Origin of the sequence: Streptomyces flavofungini (genome assembly GCF_030388665.1) — a bacterium.
GTDB lineage: Bacteria > Actinomycetota > Actinomycetes > Streptomycetales > Streptomycetaceae > Streptomyces > Streptomyces flavofungini_A.
Window position 1 is genome coordinate 686449 of the sequence record NZ_CP128846.1, and the last position, 13893, is coordinate 700341.

Here is a 13893-nt window from a genome sequence, read left to right on the forward strand (position 1 = left end):
TGGGATTGGACACCGAAGAGTTCTCGCTGCCCCGGTCGCGGCAGGCGAACGAGCGGCTGCACGCCCTCATCCCCGGGGGCGCGCACACCTACGCCAAGGGGGACGACCAGTACCCCGAGGACCTGGCGCCGGTCATCAGCCACGGCCACGGCGCCCACGTGTGGGACGTCGACGGCAACCGCTACATCGAGTACGGCTCGGGGCTGCGGTCGGTCAGTCTCGGGCACGCCCATCCGCGCGTCCTGGAAGCGGTGCGGCGGGAGCTGGACCGGGGCAGCAACTTCGTCCGGCCGTCCCTCGTGGAGGTCGAGGCGGCGGAGCGCTTCCTGGCGACCGTGCCGACCGCGGAGATGGTGAAGTTCGCGAAGAACGGCTCCGACGCCACCACCGCAGCGGTGCGTCTGGCCCGCGCCGTCACCGGGCGCCAGCGGGTGGCCCTCTGCGGCGACCATCCGTTCTTCTCGGTCGACGACTGGTTCATCGGCACCACGCCGATGAACGCGGGCATTCCGGCGGCGACGAACGAGCTGACCGTGACGTTCCCGTACGGGGACCTGGCCGCCACGGAGGAGCTGCTCTCCCGGTACCGGGGCGAGGTGGCCTGCCTCGTCCTCGAACCGGCCTCCCACACGGAGCCCCCGCCCGGATATCTCGCGGGCCTGCGCGCGTTGGCGGACCGGCACGGCTGCGTCCTGGTCTTCGACGAGATGATCACCGGCTTCCGCTGGTCCGAGGCGGGGGCCCAGGGCCTGTACGGCGTCGTGCCCGACCTCTCCACGTTCGGCAAGGCGCTGGGAAACGGGTTCGCGGTGTCCGCGCTCGCGGGGCGGCGCGAGCTGATGGAGCGGGGCGGTCTGCGCCACTTGGGCGAGCGGGTGTTCCTGCTGTCCACGACGCACGGCGCGGAGACGCACGCGTTGGCGGCCGCGATGGCCGTGCAGACCGTCTATGTCGAGGAAGGCATCACCGCGCGCCTGCACGCCCTCGGCGAGCGGTTGGCGGCCGGTGTGCGCGACGCGGCGGCCGCCATGGGCGTCGGTGAGCACGTCGTCGTCCGGGGCCGGGCCAGCAACCTGGTCTTCGCCACGCTCGACGGGAACCGGAAGCCGTCGCAGGAGTACCGCACCCTGTTCCTGCGCCGGCTCGTCGCGGGCGGGGTGCTCGCCCCGTCGTTCGTGGTGAGCAGCGCGCTCGACGACACCGACATCGAGCACACCGTCGACGTGGTGGCGCAGGCATGTGCGGTGTACCGGAAGGCACTCGACGCGGGTGATCCCACTCCGTGGCTGGCCGGACGGCCGGTGAAGCCGGTGTTCCGACGCTTGGTGTGACGGGACGTCAGCCGCGCGGCAGCTGATCGGCCGCCCGCTCGCCGCCGTCGGCCGACCGCTCCCCCAGCCGGTCGGCCGTCCGGTCCACCAGCCACGCGGCGGCGGGCACCACCATGAGCGCGGTGCACCAGCCGCCGAGGACGTCGGTCGGGTAGTGCGCCACGAGGGCGACCTGTGCCCAGCCCATGGCGGCGCCCGCGGCCAGCGCGGCGGCGAGCACGAGGAGCGTTCCCGCCGTCCTGCCGAGGCCGCGCAGGCCGGTCGCGAGGAGCGCGAGGGCGAGGGCGAGGGCGGTGAGGAACGCGGTGTGCCCGCTCGGGTAGGACAGGTTGTCGGCGCCGTGGATGGTGCGCCCCACCAGGTGCTTGAGCAGCGTCGTGGTCGCCACGGCCAGGCCGGGGCCGACCGCGGCGAGCACCGCGGCGCGCGGGCGGCGAAGGAGCAGGCAGCCCGTCACCGCGGCCACGACCAGAAGTGCCGCTCCGGCGGGCTCTCCCCAGAAGTCCGTGGCCAGCGCGACGTTGCGCCACGGCGGCCGCACGCTGTCCGCCGTCGGGGCGATGATCCACCGGTCCAGCGCGCCGGGCTCACTGTGGCCGGCGTACAGGACCCCGACCGCGGCGAGTACGAGCGCGGCCAGGGCCGCGATCAGGCCCAGCGACGCGCGAAGCGACGGGGGCAGCACCGCGCGTGCCGACCGGTGGGCAGCCATCAACCAGCGCCTTCCTCTTCCCTGTGTTCCAGGCGCACTTGAAGACTGCCCGGCCCGCGCGACCAACAATACGGCGGCGGCGCGCCGCGCCGGCTGCGTCCCGAAAGGTCGCGGGGTGGTCAGTCGAGGCAGAACTCGTTGCCCTCGACGTCCTGCATCACGATGCAGGACTCGTTCTCCTCGTCGGCGGGCAGCAGTCGCACGCGTACCGCTCCGAGCGCGACCAGGCGCGCGCATTCCGCCTCGAGGGTGGCCAGGCGCTCCTCCCCCACGAGCCCGGTACCCGCCCGCACGTCGAGGTGCACCCGGTTCTTGGCGACCTTGCCTTCGGGAACGCGCTGGAAGTACAGGCGCGGGCCCACGCCTGAGGGGTCGCTGCAGGCGAACCAGGAGTCCCGCTTCGCCGGCGGCAGGGACTGGTTGTAGTCGTCCCACGTGGCGAACCCCGCGGGCGGCGGCGGTGCGACGTACCCGAGCACCTCGCACCAGAAACGGGCGACGCGCTCGGGTTCGGCGCAGTCGAAGGTCACTTGGAGCTTTCTGATCGTTGACATCGGCGCACCATAGCAAGGGGGCTCGGGGGCTGATCTCCCGGTGTGGTGCGGCGGTTGTCAGTCCGCGGGGTCGGGCGGCCACGGGCCCAGTTCCGGCAGGCGGGGGCCGGTCGTGTCCACGCGTCCCTCGACCTCGCGGCCGGACATCCAGGCCGCGAGGTCACGCAGCGCTCCGCAGACCTCGACCGTCGGGCCCGTGCCCAGGACCTGGGTGAACTCGTCGTCGGTGGCCCGCAGGTGCAGCCGCGTGCCGATCGGGGCCCGGGCGGACAGGAAGTCCAGCGCGTGCACGGCGAAGTCCCGCGGCCAGTCCCGGGGGCGGTGGCCGACCGCGAGGTCGACGGCGTGGATCTCCGCCTCCCGCCACCGGGCGAGGGCGGTGTCGAGGACCGTGGCGTGGCGGAAGCGGACCGTGCGCTGCCAGTCCGCCGGCGTCAGTCCGCTCCACGCGTCCTCCAACGCCCCCTGGGCGAGCTGCAGATCCGCGCGGAGCTCGGCCACGGGCCGGGCGGCCCCTTCGTCGATGGACCGGTCGCGTCCTTCCTGCCCGCCGTCGTACATGTCGACGAGTTCGCCCCGCAGCGCGGCCAGCGCCTGCGCCTCGAAGGCGCGGGCGTTGTCGACGAGGTGCTGGAGGACGTGCCCGCGGGTCCAGCCGGGCAGGGCAGAGGCCGCCCGCCGCTGCCGGTCGTCGAGTCGGCCTGCCAGTTCGAGCAGCCGGGCATGCGACCGCGCGACGCGAACCATCAGTTCGTCAGGAGCAATATACGAGTTGACCACTGTCGCACCCTAACCGCAGAGGCTTCCTTTCGGCAGCATCCGTCCGGACCCCGGCGCCCCCGGCGCCCCCGACGCCAACGTCCGGGCGGGGTGGGGCAGTTGGTGAAGGGCGGGCTTGAGCGCCTCCTCGCACCACTGCCGGAACGTGGTCGGGGTGGTCGACTCCGTGGTGCGCGGCCCGGCGTTGTCGAGGCCACGGTTCCTGGCCTCGAACATGTCCACCGTCCCTGGCGCCATCGCGTCGGTCATGCCGAGGCCGGTCATGCGCGCCTTGAGGGCCGGGGGTCGCCCGCATCGGTCGCCCCCTGTTCCAGAAACGGATCGACGCCCGACGTTTCGCCGCGGCCGACCACATCGGCACCTCCCGGCACGGCAAGCGCCTCGGCCCCATCGACCACGCCCTCGCGGAACGCGGACTGCGACGCCGCATCGCCGTCGTCGTGCCACCCGCCCCCCCACGAAGTCCCACTGCACGTTGTCGCACCGCGAGCGGTTGCCCGGATCACGGCCGTTCACGGGCGAGTCGACCAGCTCGTCGAGAATCCTCTACGTGGCGTGCGCGACGTCGCTTCGGGAGCTCAGCGGGCTCAGGGCGCGTACACCGGAGTCAGGTCGAGCACGACGCGGAAGTCCACGATCAGCCCGTCGTCGCCGACCCGCCAGATCGTCACCGCAGGCAGCGTCACCTGCCTCGTGTCGAGGCGGGTGTACGTCACCTCGGTGACGGCGATGGTCGTGGCGCCGACGACCCAGGAGTCGACGATGCGGTGCCGCAGGGCGGCGATGGTCTCCATGAACGCCGTGTTGGCGGCGAGGATGGCCGCGCGGCCGACCAGGGGGTCGCCGTTGCCGAACACCATGGTGGCGTTCTCGGCGAGCAGCTCGGCGACCGCGTGCAGCTCCTTCCCGTCGATCTTCGCGAAGAGGGCTTCGGGCGTGGGGGCGGTGGTGGTCATGACGTCGTCTCCTGTGCGGCGGGCGGGCCGTCGGCCGGGGCCTCGATGTGTGCGCCGTAGGCCCGGGTGAGCTCGGCGAGGCGGGCGAAGTCGGCGGGGTCGAACGGGGGCGCCTGCTCGCCGGGCCTGGCCGGTGCACCCGCCTCGGCGAAGAAGCGCTCGAATCCTGCGGGCGCGGTGAGGATCAGCATGCGCGCGGGCGTCACGCCCGGGTTGGTGAACCCGTGCACGATGCCCCGCGGCAGATAGAGGAAATCCCCCACGTGCGCCCGGGCCGTCGTGCCTCCGGCGAGGACCTCCAGCTCACCGTCGAGCAGGTAGAAGGCCTCGTCCTCCCGCCCGTGCACGTGCGGCGGCGGGCCGCCGCCGGGCGGCACCGACGCCTCGAGCAGCGCGAACGCCCCGTTCGTCGAGTCGCCGCTCGCCTTGACGGTGTAGGTGTCCCCCACCACCCACAAGGACTGCCCCTCCCCGGAGCGGACGTGACGGACCCCCGTCGCCACTTCACTGATCGCGGTCATAGCGCCTCCTCATTGCGTCCCCCGAGTCCCGGTGTCCCTGCATCCCCGTGTCCCGGTGTCCCTGCATCCCCGTGTCCCCGTGTCCCCCGAGAACTGCCTGCTCACGACGTTAAGGGCGAGGGAACCCGCCGCCTATACCACTTTTCTGGTGTTCTGCCTCGGGCCCGTCTGTGCCACGATGAGTGATGTGAACCACAGCACCCGGGAGCGTGCCTACGAGCGGGTGGCACGGCTCACCGGCGCACATCTCGATCTGCCGACCTTCCTCGACGAGGCGTCCGCGCTGCTCGCCAAGGCACTGCCGCACGACGCGGCCTGCTGGCACACCATGGATCCGGCGACGCTCATCGAGACGGGCTTCCACCTGGAGAACATGCCGAAGGCCCCGGACGCGGAGGTCGCGTCCCTCGCCTATCTGCCCGACGACTTCAACTCGTTCGTCGCGCTCGCGCGCGCCGAGCGCCACAGCGGTGTCCTGAGCGCGGCCACCCGCGGCCGCCCGGAGCGGAGCCCGCGCTACCGCGAGCTCCTGCGCCCGAACGGCGTCTCCGGAGAACTCCGCGCGTCCTGCGTCGTGGACGGCACCTGCTGGGGCAACTTCGCGTTCTTCCGCGAGGCCCCGGCCGACTTCACCGAGGACGAGGAGGACTTCGCGCACGACCTCGCCGCGGTGCTCGGCGGCGGCTTCCGGGGCGCGGTGGTGCGGGGCAGGAGCAGCGGCGCCGCGGCGGGGCTGTGGCCCGGCCTGCTCCTGTTCGACGCGGACCGGCGGGTGGAGTCGGCGACCGGCCCCGCCCGCCACTGGCTCGACGAGCTCGGCTTCCGCGGCTCGCCGGACGGGGACCCGCTGCCCTACGCGCTCCTCATGGTCGCCGAGCACGCCCGCGGCACGGCAGCCGACGCGAGTGTCCGGGTCCGTGGCCGGTCGGGCGCCTGGGTGGAGCTGCACGCCTCCCCGGCGTCCGGCGGCGGACCGGGCAGGATCGCCGTCATCCTGCAGTCCGCCACGGCCCCGTCCGTCGCGTCGCTGCTGTCCGCCGCGTACGGCCTCACTCGGCGGGAGCGGGAGCTGGTCGACCTGGTCCTGCAGGGCTGCGGCACGGCGGAGATCGCGGCGCGCCTGGTCATCTCGCCGCACACCGTCCAGGGCCATCTGAAGTCGGTCTTCGCCAAGACCGGGGTGCGCAGCCGTCGGGAGCTGGTCACGCGCGTGTTCGCGCCGGGGCGGCCCGAGGTCAGAGGCTGACGAGGAGGTCGTCCAGCGGGGCGGGGACGCGGTCCGGTTCGAGGGCCTCCACGAGGACGCGGCCGTAGCGGATCTTGCGCCCCTTCTTCGTGCCGAGGAAGCGCCGCACCTGCTGGTGCGGGGTGCGGCCCTGCTGTGCGGGCTGGCGCTGGAAGGTCTGCAGGGCGCGCAGGTCGCCCTCCGCCCGGACGAGCTCCTCGACCCTCGGTACGCCGAGGGCGCGGATCAGCTCGTCCTCCAGGTCCGCCGCGCAGACGAAGATGTGCTCCTGCGCCGCGTCGGCCCGCTCCAAGCCGCGGACGTAGTAGGGCCGTTCCGCCTCGTCGCACAGCCCGATGAGGCGCAGGCCGAGGCCGGGCGGCCCGAGGAGGCGGGCGAAGCGCCCGATACTCATCGCGCCGCCCATGGACAGGACGCAGACCCCTTCGGCCGCCAGGTCCCGGCCGCGCCGCGTCGCCAGCGCGTCGACCGCCTCGGCGTCGCTCGGCCCTTCGAGCAGCACGACCGTCCGGACGGACAGCCGCTCGGCCAGCTCCCGCGCGGGTTCGCCGGGACCGCCGGCCGCCCACGCGGTGACCGCTTCCTGGAAGAACCCCATGTCAGCCATGGGAGGAGTCTGCGCTGTTTCCGGCCAGGGCGGTAAGGATTTTCCGCACGCCGGGGGCGGGCGCTTCGTCACCGGGTGCCGACGCTTCAGTCCGTGGCTCGCCCGGTGGCCGTCTCCGTGTCCCGCTCGGTGGCCTTGTCCGTGGCTCGCCCGGTGGCCGTCTCCGTGGCCTCTTCCGAGTCCCGCCCCGCCGACCGTCCTGCCCCGCCACCGCCCTGCCCCGCCGACCGGCCGGGCCCCGTTCACGGCGCGAGGACGTCGTCGGCCAGGCCGAGGTGGTGGCGGAGTGCCGCGCGGCCGGGGGCGGTGACCACGAGGGCGCGGGTGGTGCCGACGCGGCTGATCCAGCCCGTGTCGAGCGCGTGCCGGCACAGGGCCGCACCGACGGCTCCGGCCAGGTGCGGGCGGCGTTCGGTCCAGTCGAGGCAGGACCGCACCGACGGCCGCCGGGTGCCGACCGGGACGGTGACGCCGAGGTCCGCGAGCCAGTCGGCGCCCGCGGGGGTGAGCGCGAGTCCGTGGTCCAGGTCGAGGAGGCGGCGCTCGATCATCGCGTCGGTGATCGCGACGCCGACGGCCCCCGCGAGGTGGTCGTAGCAGGTGCGGGCGTGGGCGAGCGCCCGTCGGCGGCCGGCCGTCGACAGGGTGCGGGGTGCCGGGTCACCGCCGGGGGCCAGCGCGGCGAGGCTCTCGATCAGCTCGGCGACCTGCGGTCCCGCGAGGCGTACGTAGCGGTGGCGGCCCTGGCGTTCCTCGGCGAGGAGGTTGCCGCGGACCAGGGCGTGCAGGTGCTCCGTCGCGGTCGAGGGGGCCACGCCCGCGTGCCGGGCGAGTTCCGTCGCCGTCCAGGCCCGCCCGTCGAGCAGGGCCAGGCAGATGCCCGCCCGGGTGCCGTCGGCGAGGAGCCTCGCGACGGAGGCCAGGTCGGGGCCGCTGCCGCGGGTGCGCCGTGTGTCCATACCGGCGATTCTCCCCCCGGAACACTTCGGCCTCCGCCGAAGCGTCCGGCTCCTAGCGTGCCGTGCATGGACACAGCACCCCTGAGCGCCCTGCCCGCGGCACAGGCCGCCACCCACCTGACGGTCGAGCCGAGCATCCTGTACTTCGGGACGCCGGTCGTGCTCCTGTCGACGGAGAACGGGGACGGCTCGTTCAACCTCGCCCCCATGTCCTCCGCGTGGGCGCTCGGGCAGACGGTGGTGCTCGGCCTGGGCGGCGACGGGCAGACCGCGCACAACCTGGCGGCGCGGCCCGAGCTCGTCATCAATCTGCCGACGGCCGACCAGTGGCCCGCGGTGGAGCGCCTCGCGCCGCTCACCGGCCGCGATCCGGTGCCCGCGACCAAGGCCGAGGGCTGCCGCTTCGAGCCGGACAAGTTCGGCGCGGCCGGACTGACCGCCGAGCCCTCCCATCTGGTCCGGCCGCCCCGCGTCGCCGAATGCCCCCTCCAGTTGGAGGCACGCGCCGCGCGGGTGCGGCCGGATGTCACGGGAGAGTTCGTCATCGTCGAGGCAGCCGTGCGCAGGGTCCACGCCGACGCCCGCATCGTCGTGCCCGGCACCGACCACATCGACCCCGGCGCCTGGGCCCCGCTCCTCTACAGCTTCCGCCACTACTTCGGCCTCGGCCCGGAGCTCGGCCACTCCTACCGCACCCGGACGCCCCGCGGCCCGGCCGGGCCGGCCGTCTGAGGCCCGGCGGACGTGTGGCCCTAGCGGCGGCTGCGTACCAGCAGGTGGAGGAAGTACGGCGTACCGATCACCGCGGTCATGAGACCCGCCCCGAGCTGCGCCGGCGCGATCACCGTGCGGCCCACCAGGTCGGCCGTGCAGACGAGGACGGCGCCGAGGAGCACGGCGACCGGGACCACCCGGACGTGCTGGCGGCCCACGAGGGCGCGGGCGGCGTGCGGTGCGACGAGGCCGACGAAGCCGATCGTGCCCGCGGCGGCCACGGCGGTGGCGCTCAGCAGGACGCTCAGGACGAGGAAGCCGAGGCGGCCGCGGCTCAGGTTGAGCCCGAGCAGCCTCGGGGTGTCCTCGTCGAGGGAGACGAGGTCGAGTTCGGTGCGCCGTGTGACCGCGACGGCCAGGCCCACGGTGAGGACGATGGCGAGCGGCACGACGTCGGGGAAGGTACGCCCGTAGGTCGATCCGGAGAGCCAGGTGAGGGCCTTCGTGGCGTTGAACGGGTCGGTGAGGATGATGAGCAGGCTGATGACGGCCGTCGACCCGGTGGCGACGCCGAAGCCGACGAGGACGAGCCTGTTCTGTTGGAAGCCGCCGCGCGCCGCGAGGCCGAAGACGAGGACCGAGCTCATCGCGGCGCCCGCGAAGGCACCGCCGGCGATGCCCCACGATCCGACCGCGGGGACCGTCGTCACGAGCAGGACGGCGCCGACCGCGGCGCCGTTCGTGACGCCGAGGACGCTCGGCTCGGCGAGGGGGTTGCGGGTCACGGCCTGGATGAGCGTCCCGGCCAGGGCCAGCGCCGCGCCCGCGAGCAGGGCGGCGGTGACACGGGGCACGCGGGTGTCGAGGACGAAGGTGACGGCCTGGCCCGAGCGGCCCTGCGTCCAGTTGACCACGTCACCGAGGAGCAGCTTGCTGTCGCCGATGAGCACTCCGGCGATCGTCACGCCGACGAGAGCGAGAACGAGGACGGCGGCGGTGACGACGAAGGTGGCCCGGCTGCGGATGCGCAGCCGCTCGGTCGGCATGGCCCCGGCGGTGTCCCTGGCCCGGGCGGCCATGACGATCAGGAAGACGGCGCCGACCAGGCTGGTGACGACGCCGGTCGGCACGGCGACCGCGGTGTCCGACGGCACGACGGCCCGCAGCAGCACGTCGGAACCGAGCACGAGCGCGGCACCGGTGAGGCCCGCGAACGGCAGCCGGGCCCGCGACTTGGTGAGGACGCGGAACCTGCGGGCGAGGGGGCGTACGAGGGCGGGGGCGCACAGGCCGACGAAGCCGATGGGTCCGGCGAGGGTGACGGCGGCCGTGGAGAGGAGCGCGGCGAGCACGACGGCGATGACGCGGGTGGAGCGCACGGGGACGCCGACACCCTGCGCGGCGTCGTCGCCCAGGGCGAGGGCGTCGACGCGGCGGGCGAGCAGCACGAGGCCGACGAGGCCGACGGCGGCGACGGGAACCATCTGGAGCACGCCGTCGAAGCCGTTCTGGGCGATGCTCCCCTGGTTCCACTTGTAGAGGCCTTCGGTCTCCCGTGGGCGCAGCAGGAGCAGGCCTTCGGTGACGGCGGTGAGTCCGAAGGTGAGGGCGCTGCCGGCGAGGACGAGCCGGACCGTGCCCGTGCCGAGGCCGGAGAGGCTGAGGACGACGGTGGCCGCGGCGAGGCCGCCGATGAAGGCGACGCCGGAGGAGGCGAGCAGCGGCAGCGAGAGCCCGGTGGCCGCGGCGATGCCGAGGGCGAGGTAGGAGCCCGCGTTCACGGCGAGGGTGTCGGGCGCGGCGAGGACGTTGCGGCTGACCGCCTGGAGGGCGGCGCCCGCCATGCCGAGGACGACGCCGACGAGCAGGCCCGCGGTCATGCGCGGCAGCCGGGAGGCGATGACGACGGAGGAGTCGCCCGCCTCGGCCCGGCCGGTCAGCGCCTTCCAGACCTCGGGGGCGCCGACCGAGGCCGTGCCCTGAGCGATGTCCACGACGGCGAGGACGGCGACGAGGAGGACCAGCGCGGCCGTCACCGCGGCCGCGCCCGTACGTGACGCGACTGTCGACGGACGGGTGGCGGGGGTGGTCGCGGTGACGGCCATGGCGCTACTTCTTCAGGGTGTCGACGACGGAGTCGACGTAACGGTTCATCGACTCGGGGCCGCCGAACATCCAGATGCCGTCGGGCAGCCGGTGCACGTTGCCCTTCTTCACGAACGGCAGCGACGTCCAGACCTTGTCCTTCTTCAGGACCCCGGCGAACGGGTTGCTGCCCTTGTCGCCGTCGTTGCCGATGTAGGCGAACTCCACCTTCTCGTCGAGCTTGGTCAGGCCCTCGACGTCGGTGGTGCCGAGGCCGTAGACCTTGTCGCCCTTGACCTTCCAGTCGTTCTTCAGGCCGAGCTTCTCGTTGACGGCGCCGATGAGCGAGCCGCCGGTGTACGGCCGGATCGAGGTCTGGTTGCCGGTGACGTAGCCGTCGGCGAAGGCGAACTTCGCACCGCCGTGGCCGGCGGCGGCGAGCTTCTTCTTGCCCGCGGCGAGCTTCGCGTCGAAGTCCTTCTTGAGCTTCTCGGCCTGCTCGGTGGTGCCGGTGGCCTTGGCGATGAGGTCGAGGTTCTTGTTCATCTGGCCGATCGGGTCGGCGGCGTCGCTCGCCTTGACCGTCAGGACCGGGGCGACCTTGCGCAGCTGCTTCACGGCGGCGGCCGACAGGTCGGTGGTGGCGAGGACGAGGTCGGGCTTCAGGGACGCGATGGTGTCCATGCTGGGCTCACCGCGGGTGCCGACGTCCTTGGGGTCGTTCTTCAGCGGGACGGCGCTGTCCCAAGTCTTGTAGCCCTTGACGTCGGACACGCCGGCCGGCTCGACACCGAGGGATATCAGGCTCTCGACGACGTTCCACTCGGTGCCGACGACCTTCTTGGCGGGGCCGTTCAGCTTCACCTTCGCGCCGGTGTCGTCGGTGAGCGTGAAGGACTCGGCGCCCTTCTTCGCTTCGTCGTCGGCGGACTCGGTGGTGCCGCAGGCGGACAGGGTGAGGGCCGCGGCGGTGGCGGCCGCCGCGGTGATCAGGAGGCGCTTCATGAGGTGGTGCTGAGCCTTTCGCTTCGCGAGTGGTGCCGGCCGATGGCGCGGGTGCGCAGGCGACCGGTGAGCGGGTCGGTCTCGACGTCGATGCGGATGCCGTAGGTGTCGGTCAGCCGCTCTGGCGTCAGTACGTCTTCGGGGTCGCCGTCGGCGATGACACGCCCCGCGTCGAGCAGGACGACGCGGTCGGCGACGGCGGCGGCCTGGTCGAGGTCGTGCAGGACGGCGCCGACGGCGATGCCGTGGTCGTCCGCCAGGTCCCGCATGAGGTCGAGGAGTTCGACCTGGTAGCGGAGGTCGAGGTGGTTGGTGGGCTCGTCGAGCAGCAGTACGCCCGTCTCCTGGGCGAGGCAGCCGGCCAGCCAGACGCGCTGGAGCTGCCCGCCGGACAGGTGCTCGGCGCCGCGTTCGGCGAGGTCCGCGACCCCGGTCAGGGCGAGCGCGCGGTCCACGGCGGCCCGGCCGCCCGGGTCGGCCTTGCCCCAGCGGCCCCGGTAGGGGTAGCGGCCGAATTCGACGACGTCCCGGACGGTGAGCCCGCTGGGCGTGGGGCGCCCCTGGGTGAGCAGGGCGACGCGGCGCGAGAACTCGCGGGGGCCGAGGGCGAGGCCGTCGGTGTCGCCGTCGATGACGAGCGTGGCGGTCCGGGGACGCTGCAGCCGGGCCAGCGTACGCAGCAGCGTCGACTTCCCGCTGCCGTTCGGGCCCACCAGGACGGTCACTTCGCCCGGGCGCAGCGTCATCGAGGCGTCGTGTACGACATCGACGCCCTCGTACGCCACGGTGACGCCCGTGGCGAGCAGTTCATGACCCTGGGGGCGCGTGGCCTCGGCGGTCTCTTCACCAACATGCACGCCCGAAGGTTAGCCTAACCTTATTGACGAGCGAAACAGGGGTCCCGCTGTCACCACAAGGCGAATTCCGGCCACACTCCCGCGCCGCACCCGACCCCCACAGCTGACGGCCACCACCGAGAGCCCCCTTCCGGCAGGCCGACCGGGGCTGGAGGCGGGACCGACAGGAAGTTAGGCTCACCTAATCAAGGCAGGTCCAGCTCCCTCCCCTCTCACAAGGAGACCTTCATGCGTGCCGAAGTGGCCCCGGCCTTCGCCGAGTTCGGGCTGTCCGGCGAACCCGGCACCGACGCGTTCTGGGCGACGGCGGGGGCACCCGCGTCACTACCCGCCGACGACGGCGGCTGGGACACCTTGTTCCTGTGGCGCGGCTCCCCGGCGAGCATCGACTTCGAGAGCTGGTCGAAGCCCGTGCCGCTGCGCCGCTGGGAGGACACGGACTGCTGGTACGCCCGGGTGCGGATGCCCGCGCGACTGCGGGTGACCTATCAGTTCCGCGCGGGCGACGACGCGTACGCCGACCCCCTCAACCCGGTCGGCGCCGGCGGCGACCGGTCCATCGTCGCGACCCCGGACGCCCCGGCACAGCCGCACTGGCCCGCGATCGGCGCCGACGACGTCCTGCCCGTCCCCCGCACCCGGATCCGCTGGGCGAGCGAACGCCTCGGCGGCGGGCGGCGCACCGTGCGCGCGCACGCGGCGGGCGGCGGCGGTCCCGTGGTCCTGCTCCTCGACGGGGACGACTGGCTTTACCTGCACCCGGCGATGACCGCGTTCGACGCCGCCGTCACCGCCGGCGAACTGCCGCCCGTCACGCTCGTCTTCGTCCCGGCCAAGGACAGGGAGGCCGAGTTCGTGTGCCGCCCCGAGCTGTGGGAGGCGATCCGGCACGAACTCCTTCCGCTGGTCGCGGAGTCCGGCGTACCGGCCGACCCGGACCGGCTCGTGGTCGCCGGGCAGAGCCTCGGCGGGCTGAGCGCGATGTACGCGGCCCTTGAGTTCCCCGACCTGGTGTCGCGGATCGCCGTCCAGTCGTCGTCGTTCTGGTGGACGCCCGAGGCGATGGAGCAGGCGGATCCGCTGGGCGGTCCGGTCGGGGGCGCCATCGCCGCACGGCTTGCGGAGCGGCGTCCCGATCTGTCCGGTCTGCGGGTCGCGTTCGACGTGGGGGAGCACGAGGCGCGGATGCTGCCCCACTGCTCGCTGGTGGAGACCCTGACCGAACAGGCCGGTGCGACCGTGCGGGTCTCGCGGTCGGCGTCGGACCACGACCGGGCGGGGTGGCGGCAGGCCCTGCTCGGGGGTGTGGCCTGGGCACTGGCCTAGGGCCTGTCCGACGGATTGCCCCTGGGCGCACGCCCAGGGGCCCCCTCGGCATGCGCTCAGGAGGACGGCCGGGCGGCGGGTACGGGCGTGCTCCGGTGCCCACGATGCCGCCGCCATCCCGGGACACCTGCGTCCCTGCAGGTCAGGGCCCTTGGGATCCCGACTTCCGGGAAGCGTCCGGGATGCGGTTGTGAGCGTCGGGCGACCGCCGCAGACTCTGGTCACGCCCCGTCGGCCGCA

The 13893-nt window shown here is 73.5% G+C and carries 15 protein-coding genes; 4 read left to right on the forward strand and 11 right to left on the reverse strand.

The annotated features are described in order from the left end of the window. The first annotated feature begins 5 nt into the window (after positions 1 to 5). Positions 6 to 1331 (forward strand): glutamate-1-semialdehyde 2,1-aminomutase, encoded by a 1326-nt coding sequence (locus tag QUY26_RS02980; RefSeq protein WP_289955431.1) that lies wholly within the window; start codon positions 6 to 8, stop codon positions 1329 to 1331. Positions 1332 to 1338: 7 nt separating this feature from the next. On the opposite strand, the gene QUY26_RS02985 is transcribed toward QUY26_RS02980, so the two are convergent. The 6 genes from QUY26_RS02985 to QUY26_RS03015 form a co-directional block, all read right to left on the reverse strand. Then, complete coding sequence (locus tag QUY26_RS02985) at positions 1339 to 2043, reverse strand: phosphatase PAP2 family protein (RefSeq protein WP_289943530.1); 705 nt, start codon at positions 2041 to 2043, stop codon at positions 1339 to 1341. A gap of 119 nt (positions 2044 to 2162) precedes the next feature. Beyond that, positions 2163 to 2597, reverse strand: coding sequence for a VOC family protein (locus QUY26_RS02990; RefSeq protein ID WP_289943531.1), 435 nt, complete (start codon positions 2595 to 2597; stop codon positions 2163 to 2165). Positions 2598 to 2654: 57 nt separating this feature from the next. After that, a complete protein-coding gene (locus tag QUY26_RS02995) occupies positions 2655 to 3377 on the reverse strand; it encodes a maleylpyruvate isomerase family mycothiol-dependent enzyme (protein ID WP_289943532.1) in 723 nt (240 codons plus the stop codon). A 9-nt stretch (positions 3378 to 3386) separates the two neighbouring features. Next, positions 3387 to 3641, reverse strand: a complete 255-nt coding sequence (locus tag QUY26_RS03000; protein WP_289943533.1) for a hypothetical protein — start codon at positions 3639 to 3641, stop codon at positions 3387 to 3389. Between the two features lie 323 nt (positions 3642 to 3964). After that, complete coding sequence (locus QUY26_RS03010) at positions 3965 to 4333, reverse strand: nuclear transport factor 2 family protein (RefSeq protein ID WP_289943534.1); 369 nt, start codon at positions 4331 to 4333, stop codon at positions 3965 to 3967. Next, positions 4330 to 4854, reverse strand: coding sequence for a cupin domain-containing protein (locus QUY26_RS03015; RefSeq protein ID WP_289943535.1), 525 nt, complete (start codon positions 4852 to 4854; stop codon positions 4330 to 4332). Before QUY26_RS03015 ends, QUY26_RS03010 begins: the two co-directional genes overlap by 4 nt. Before the next feature lie 187 nt (positions 4855 to 5041). Between QUY26_RS03015 and QUY26_RS03020 the strand changes: the two genes are divergently transcribed. Continuing rightward, a complete protein-coding gene (locus QUY26_RS03020) occupies positions 5042 to 6100 on the forward strand; it encodes a helix-turn-helix transcriptional regulator (RefSeq protein WP_289943536.1) in 1059 nt (352 codons plus the stop codon). Here QUY26_RS03020 and QUY26_RS03025 read toward each other — a convergent pair. Next, positions 6090 to 6707, reverse strand: coding sequence for a TOPRIM nucleotidyl transferase/hydrolase domain-containing protein (locus QUY26_RS03025; RefSeq protein WP_289943537.1), 618 nt, complete (start codon positions 6705 to 6707; stop codon positions 6090 to 6092). The two genes, QUY26_RS03020 and QUY26_RS03025, sit on opposite strands and share 11 nt — an antisense overlap. A 242-nt stretch (positions 6708 to 6949) precedes the next feature. Continuing rightward, entirely contained in the window at positions 6950 to 7666 is a 717-nt protein-coding gene (locus tag QUY26_RS03030) for an ArsR/SmtB family transcription factor (protein ID WP_289943538.1), read from the reverse strand. 66 nt (positions 7667 to 7732) lie between these two features. On the opposite strand from QUY26_RS03030, the gene QUY26_RS03035 reads away from it, so the two are divergent. Next, positions 7733 to 8398 (forward strand): flavin reductase family protein, encoded by a 666-nt coding sequence (locus tag QUY26_RS03035; protein ID WP_289943539.1) that lies wholly within the window; start codon positions 7733 to 7735, stop codon positions 8396 to 8398. A gap of 20 nt (positions 8399 to 8418) precedes the next feature. Here QUY26_RS03035 and QUY26_RS03040 read toward each other — a convergent pair whose 3' ends face one another. The 3 genes from QUY26_RS03040 to QUY26_RS03050 are packed head-to-tail and all read right to left on the reverse strand — an operon-like array spanning position 8419 to position 12327. Further along, positions 8419 to 10485 (reverse strand): iron ABC transporter permease, encoded by a 2067-nt coding sequence (locus tag QUY26_RS03040; protein WP_289943540.1) that lies wholly within the window; start codon positions 10483 to 10485, stop codon positions 8419 to 8421. A gap of 4 nt (positions 10486 to 10489) precedes the next feature. Continuing rightward, entirely contained in the window at positions 10490 to 11470 is a 981-nt protein-coding gene (locus QUY26_RS03045) for an iron-siderophore ABC transporter substrate-binding protein (protein ID WP_289943541.1), read from the reverse strand. Further along, the gene (locus QUY26_RS03050; RefSeq protein ID WP_289943542.1) at positions 11467 to 12327 is read right to left on the reverse strand and encodes an ABC transporter ATP-binding protein; all 861 of its coding nucleotides are present in this window, start codon (positions 12325 to 12327) and stop codon (positions 11467 to 11469) included. The genes QUY26_RS03045 and QUY26_RS03050 overlap by 4 nt, the downstream gene beginning before the upstream one ends. A gap of 228 nt (positions 12328 to 12555) precedes the next feature. Here QUY26_RS03050 and QUY26_RS03055 point away from each other — a divergent pair, with 228 nt between their 5' ends. Continuing rightward, positions 12556 to 13653 (forward strand): alpha/beta hydrolase-fold protein, encoded by a 1098-nt coding sequence (locus QUY26_RS03055; protein ID WP_289943543.1) that lies wholly within the window; start codon positions 12556 to 12558, stop codon positions 13651 to 13653. The last annotated feature ends 240 nt before the right edge of the window (positions 13654 to 13893 follow it).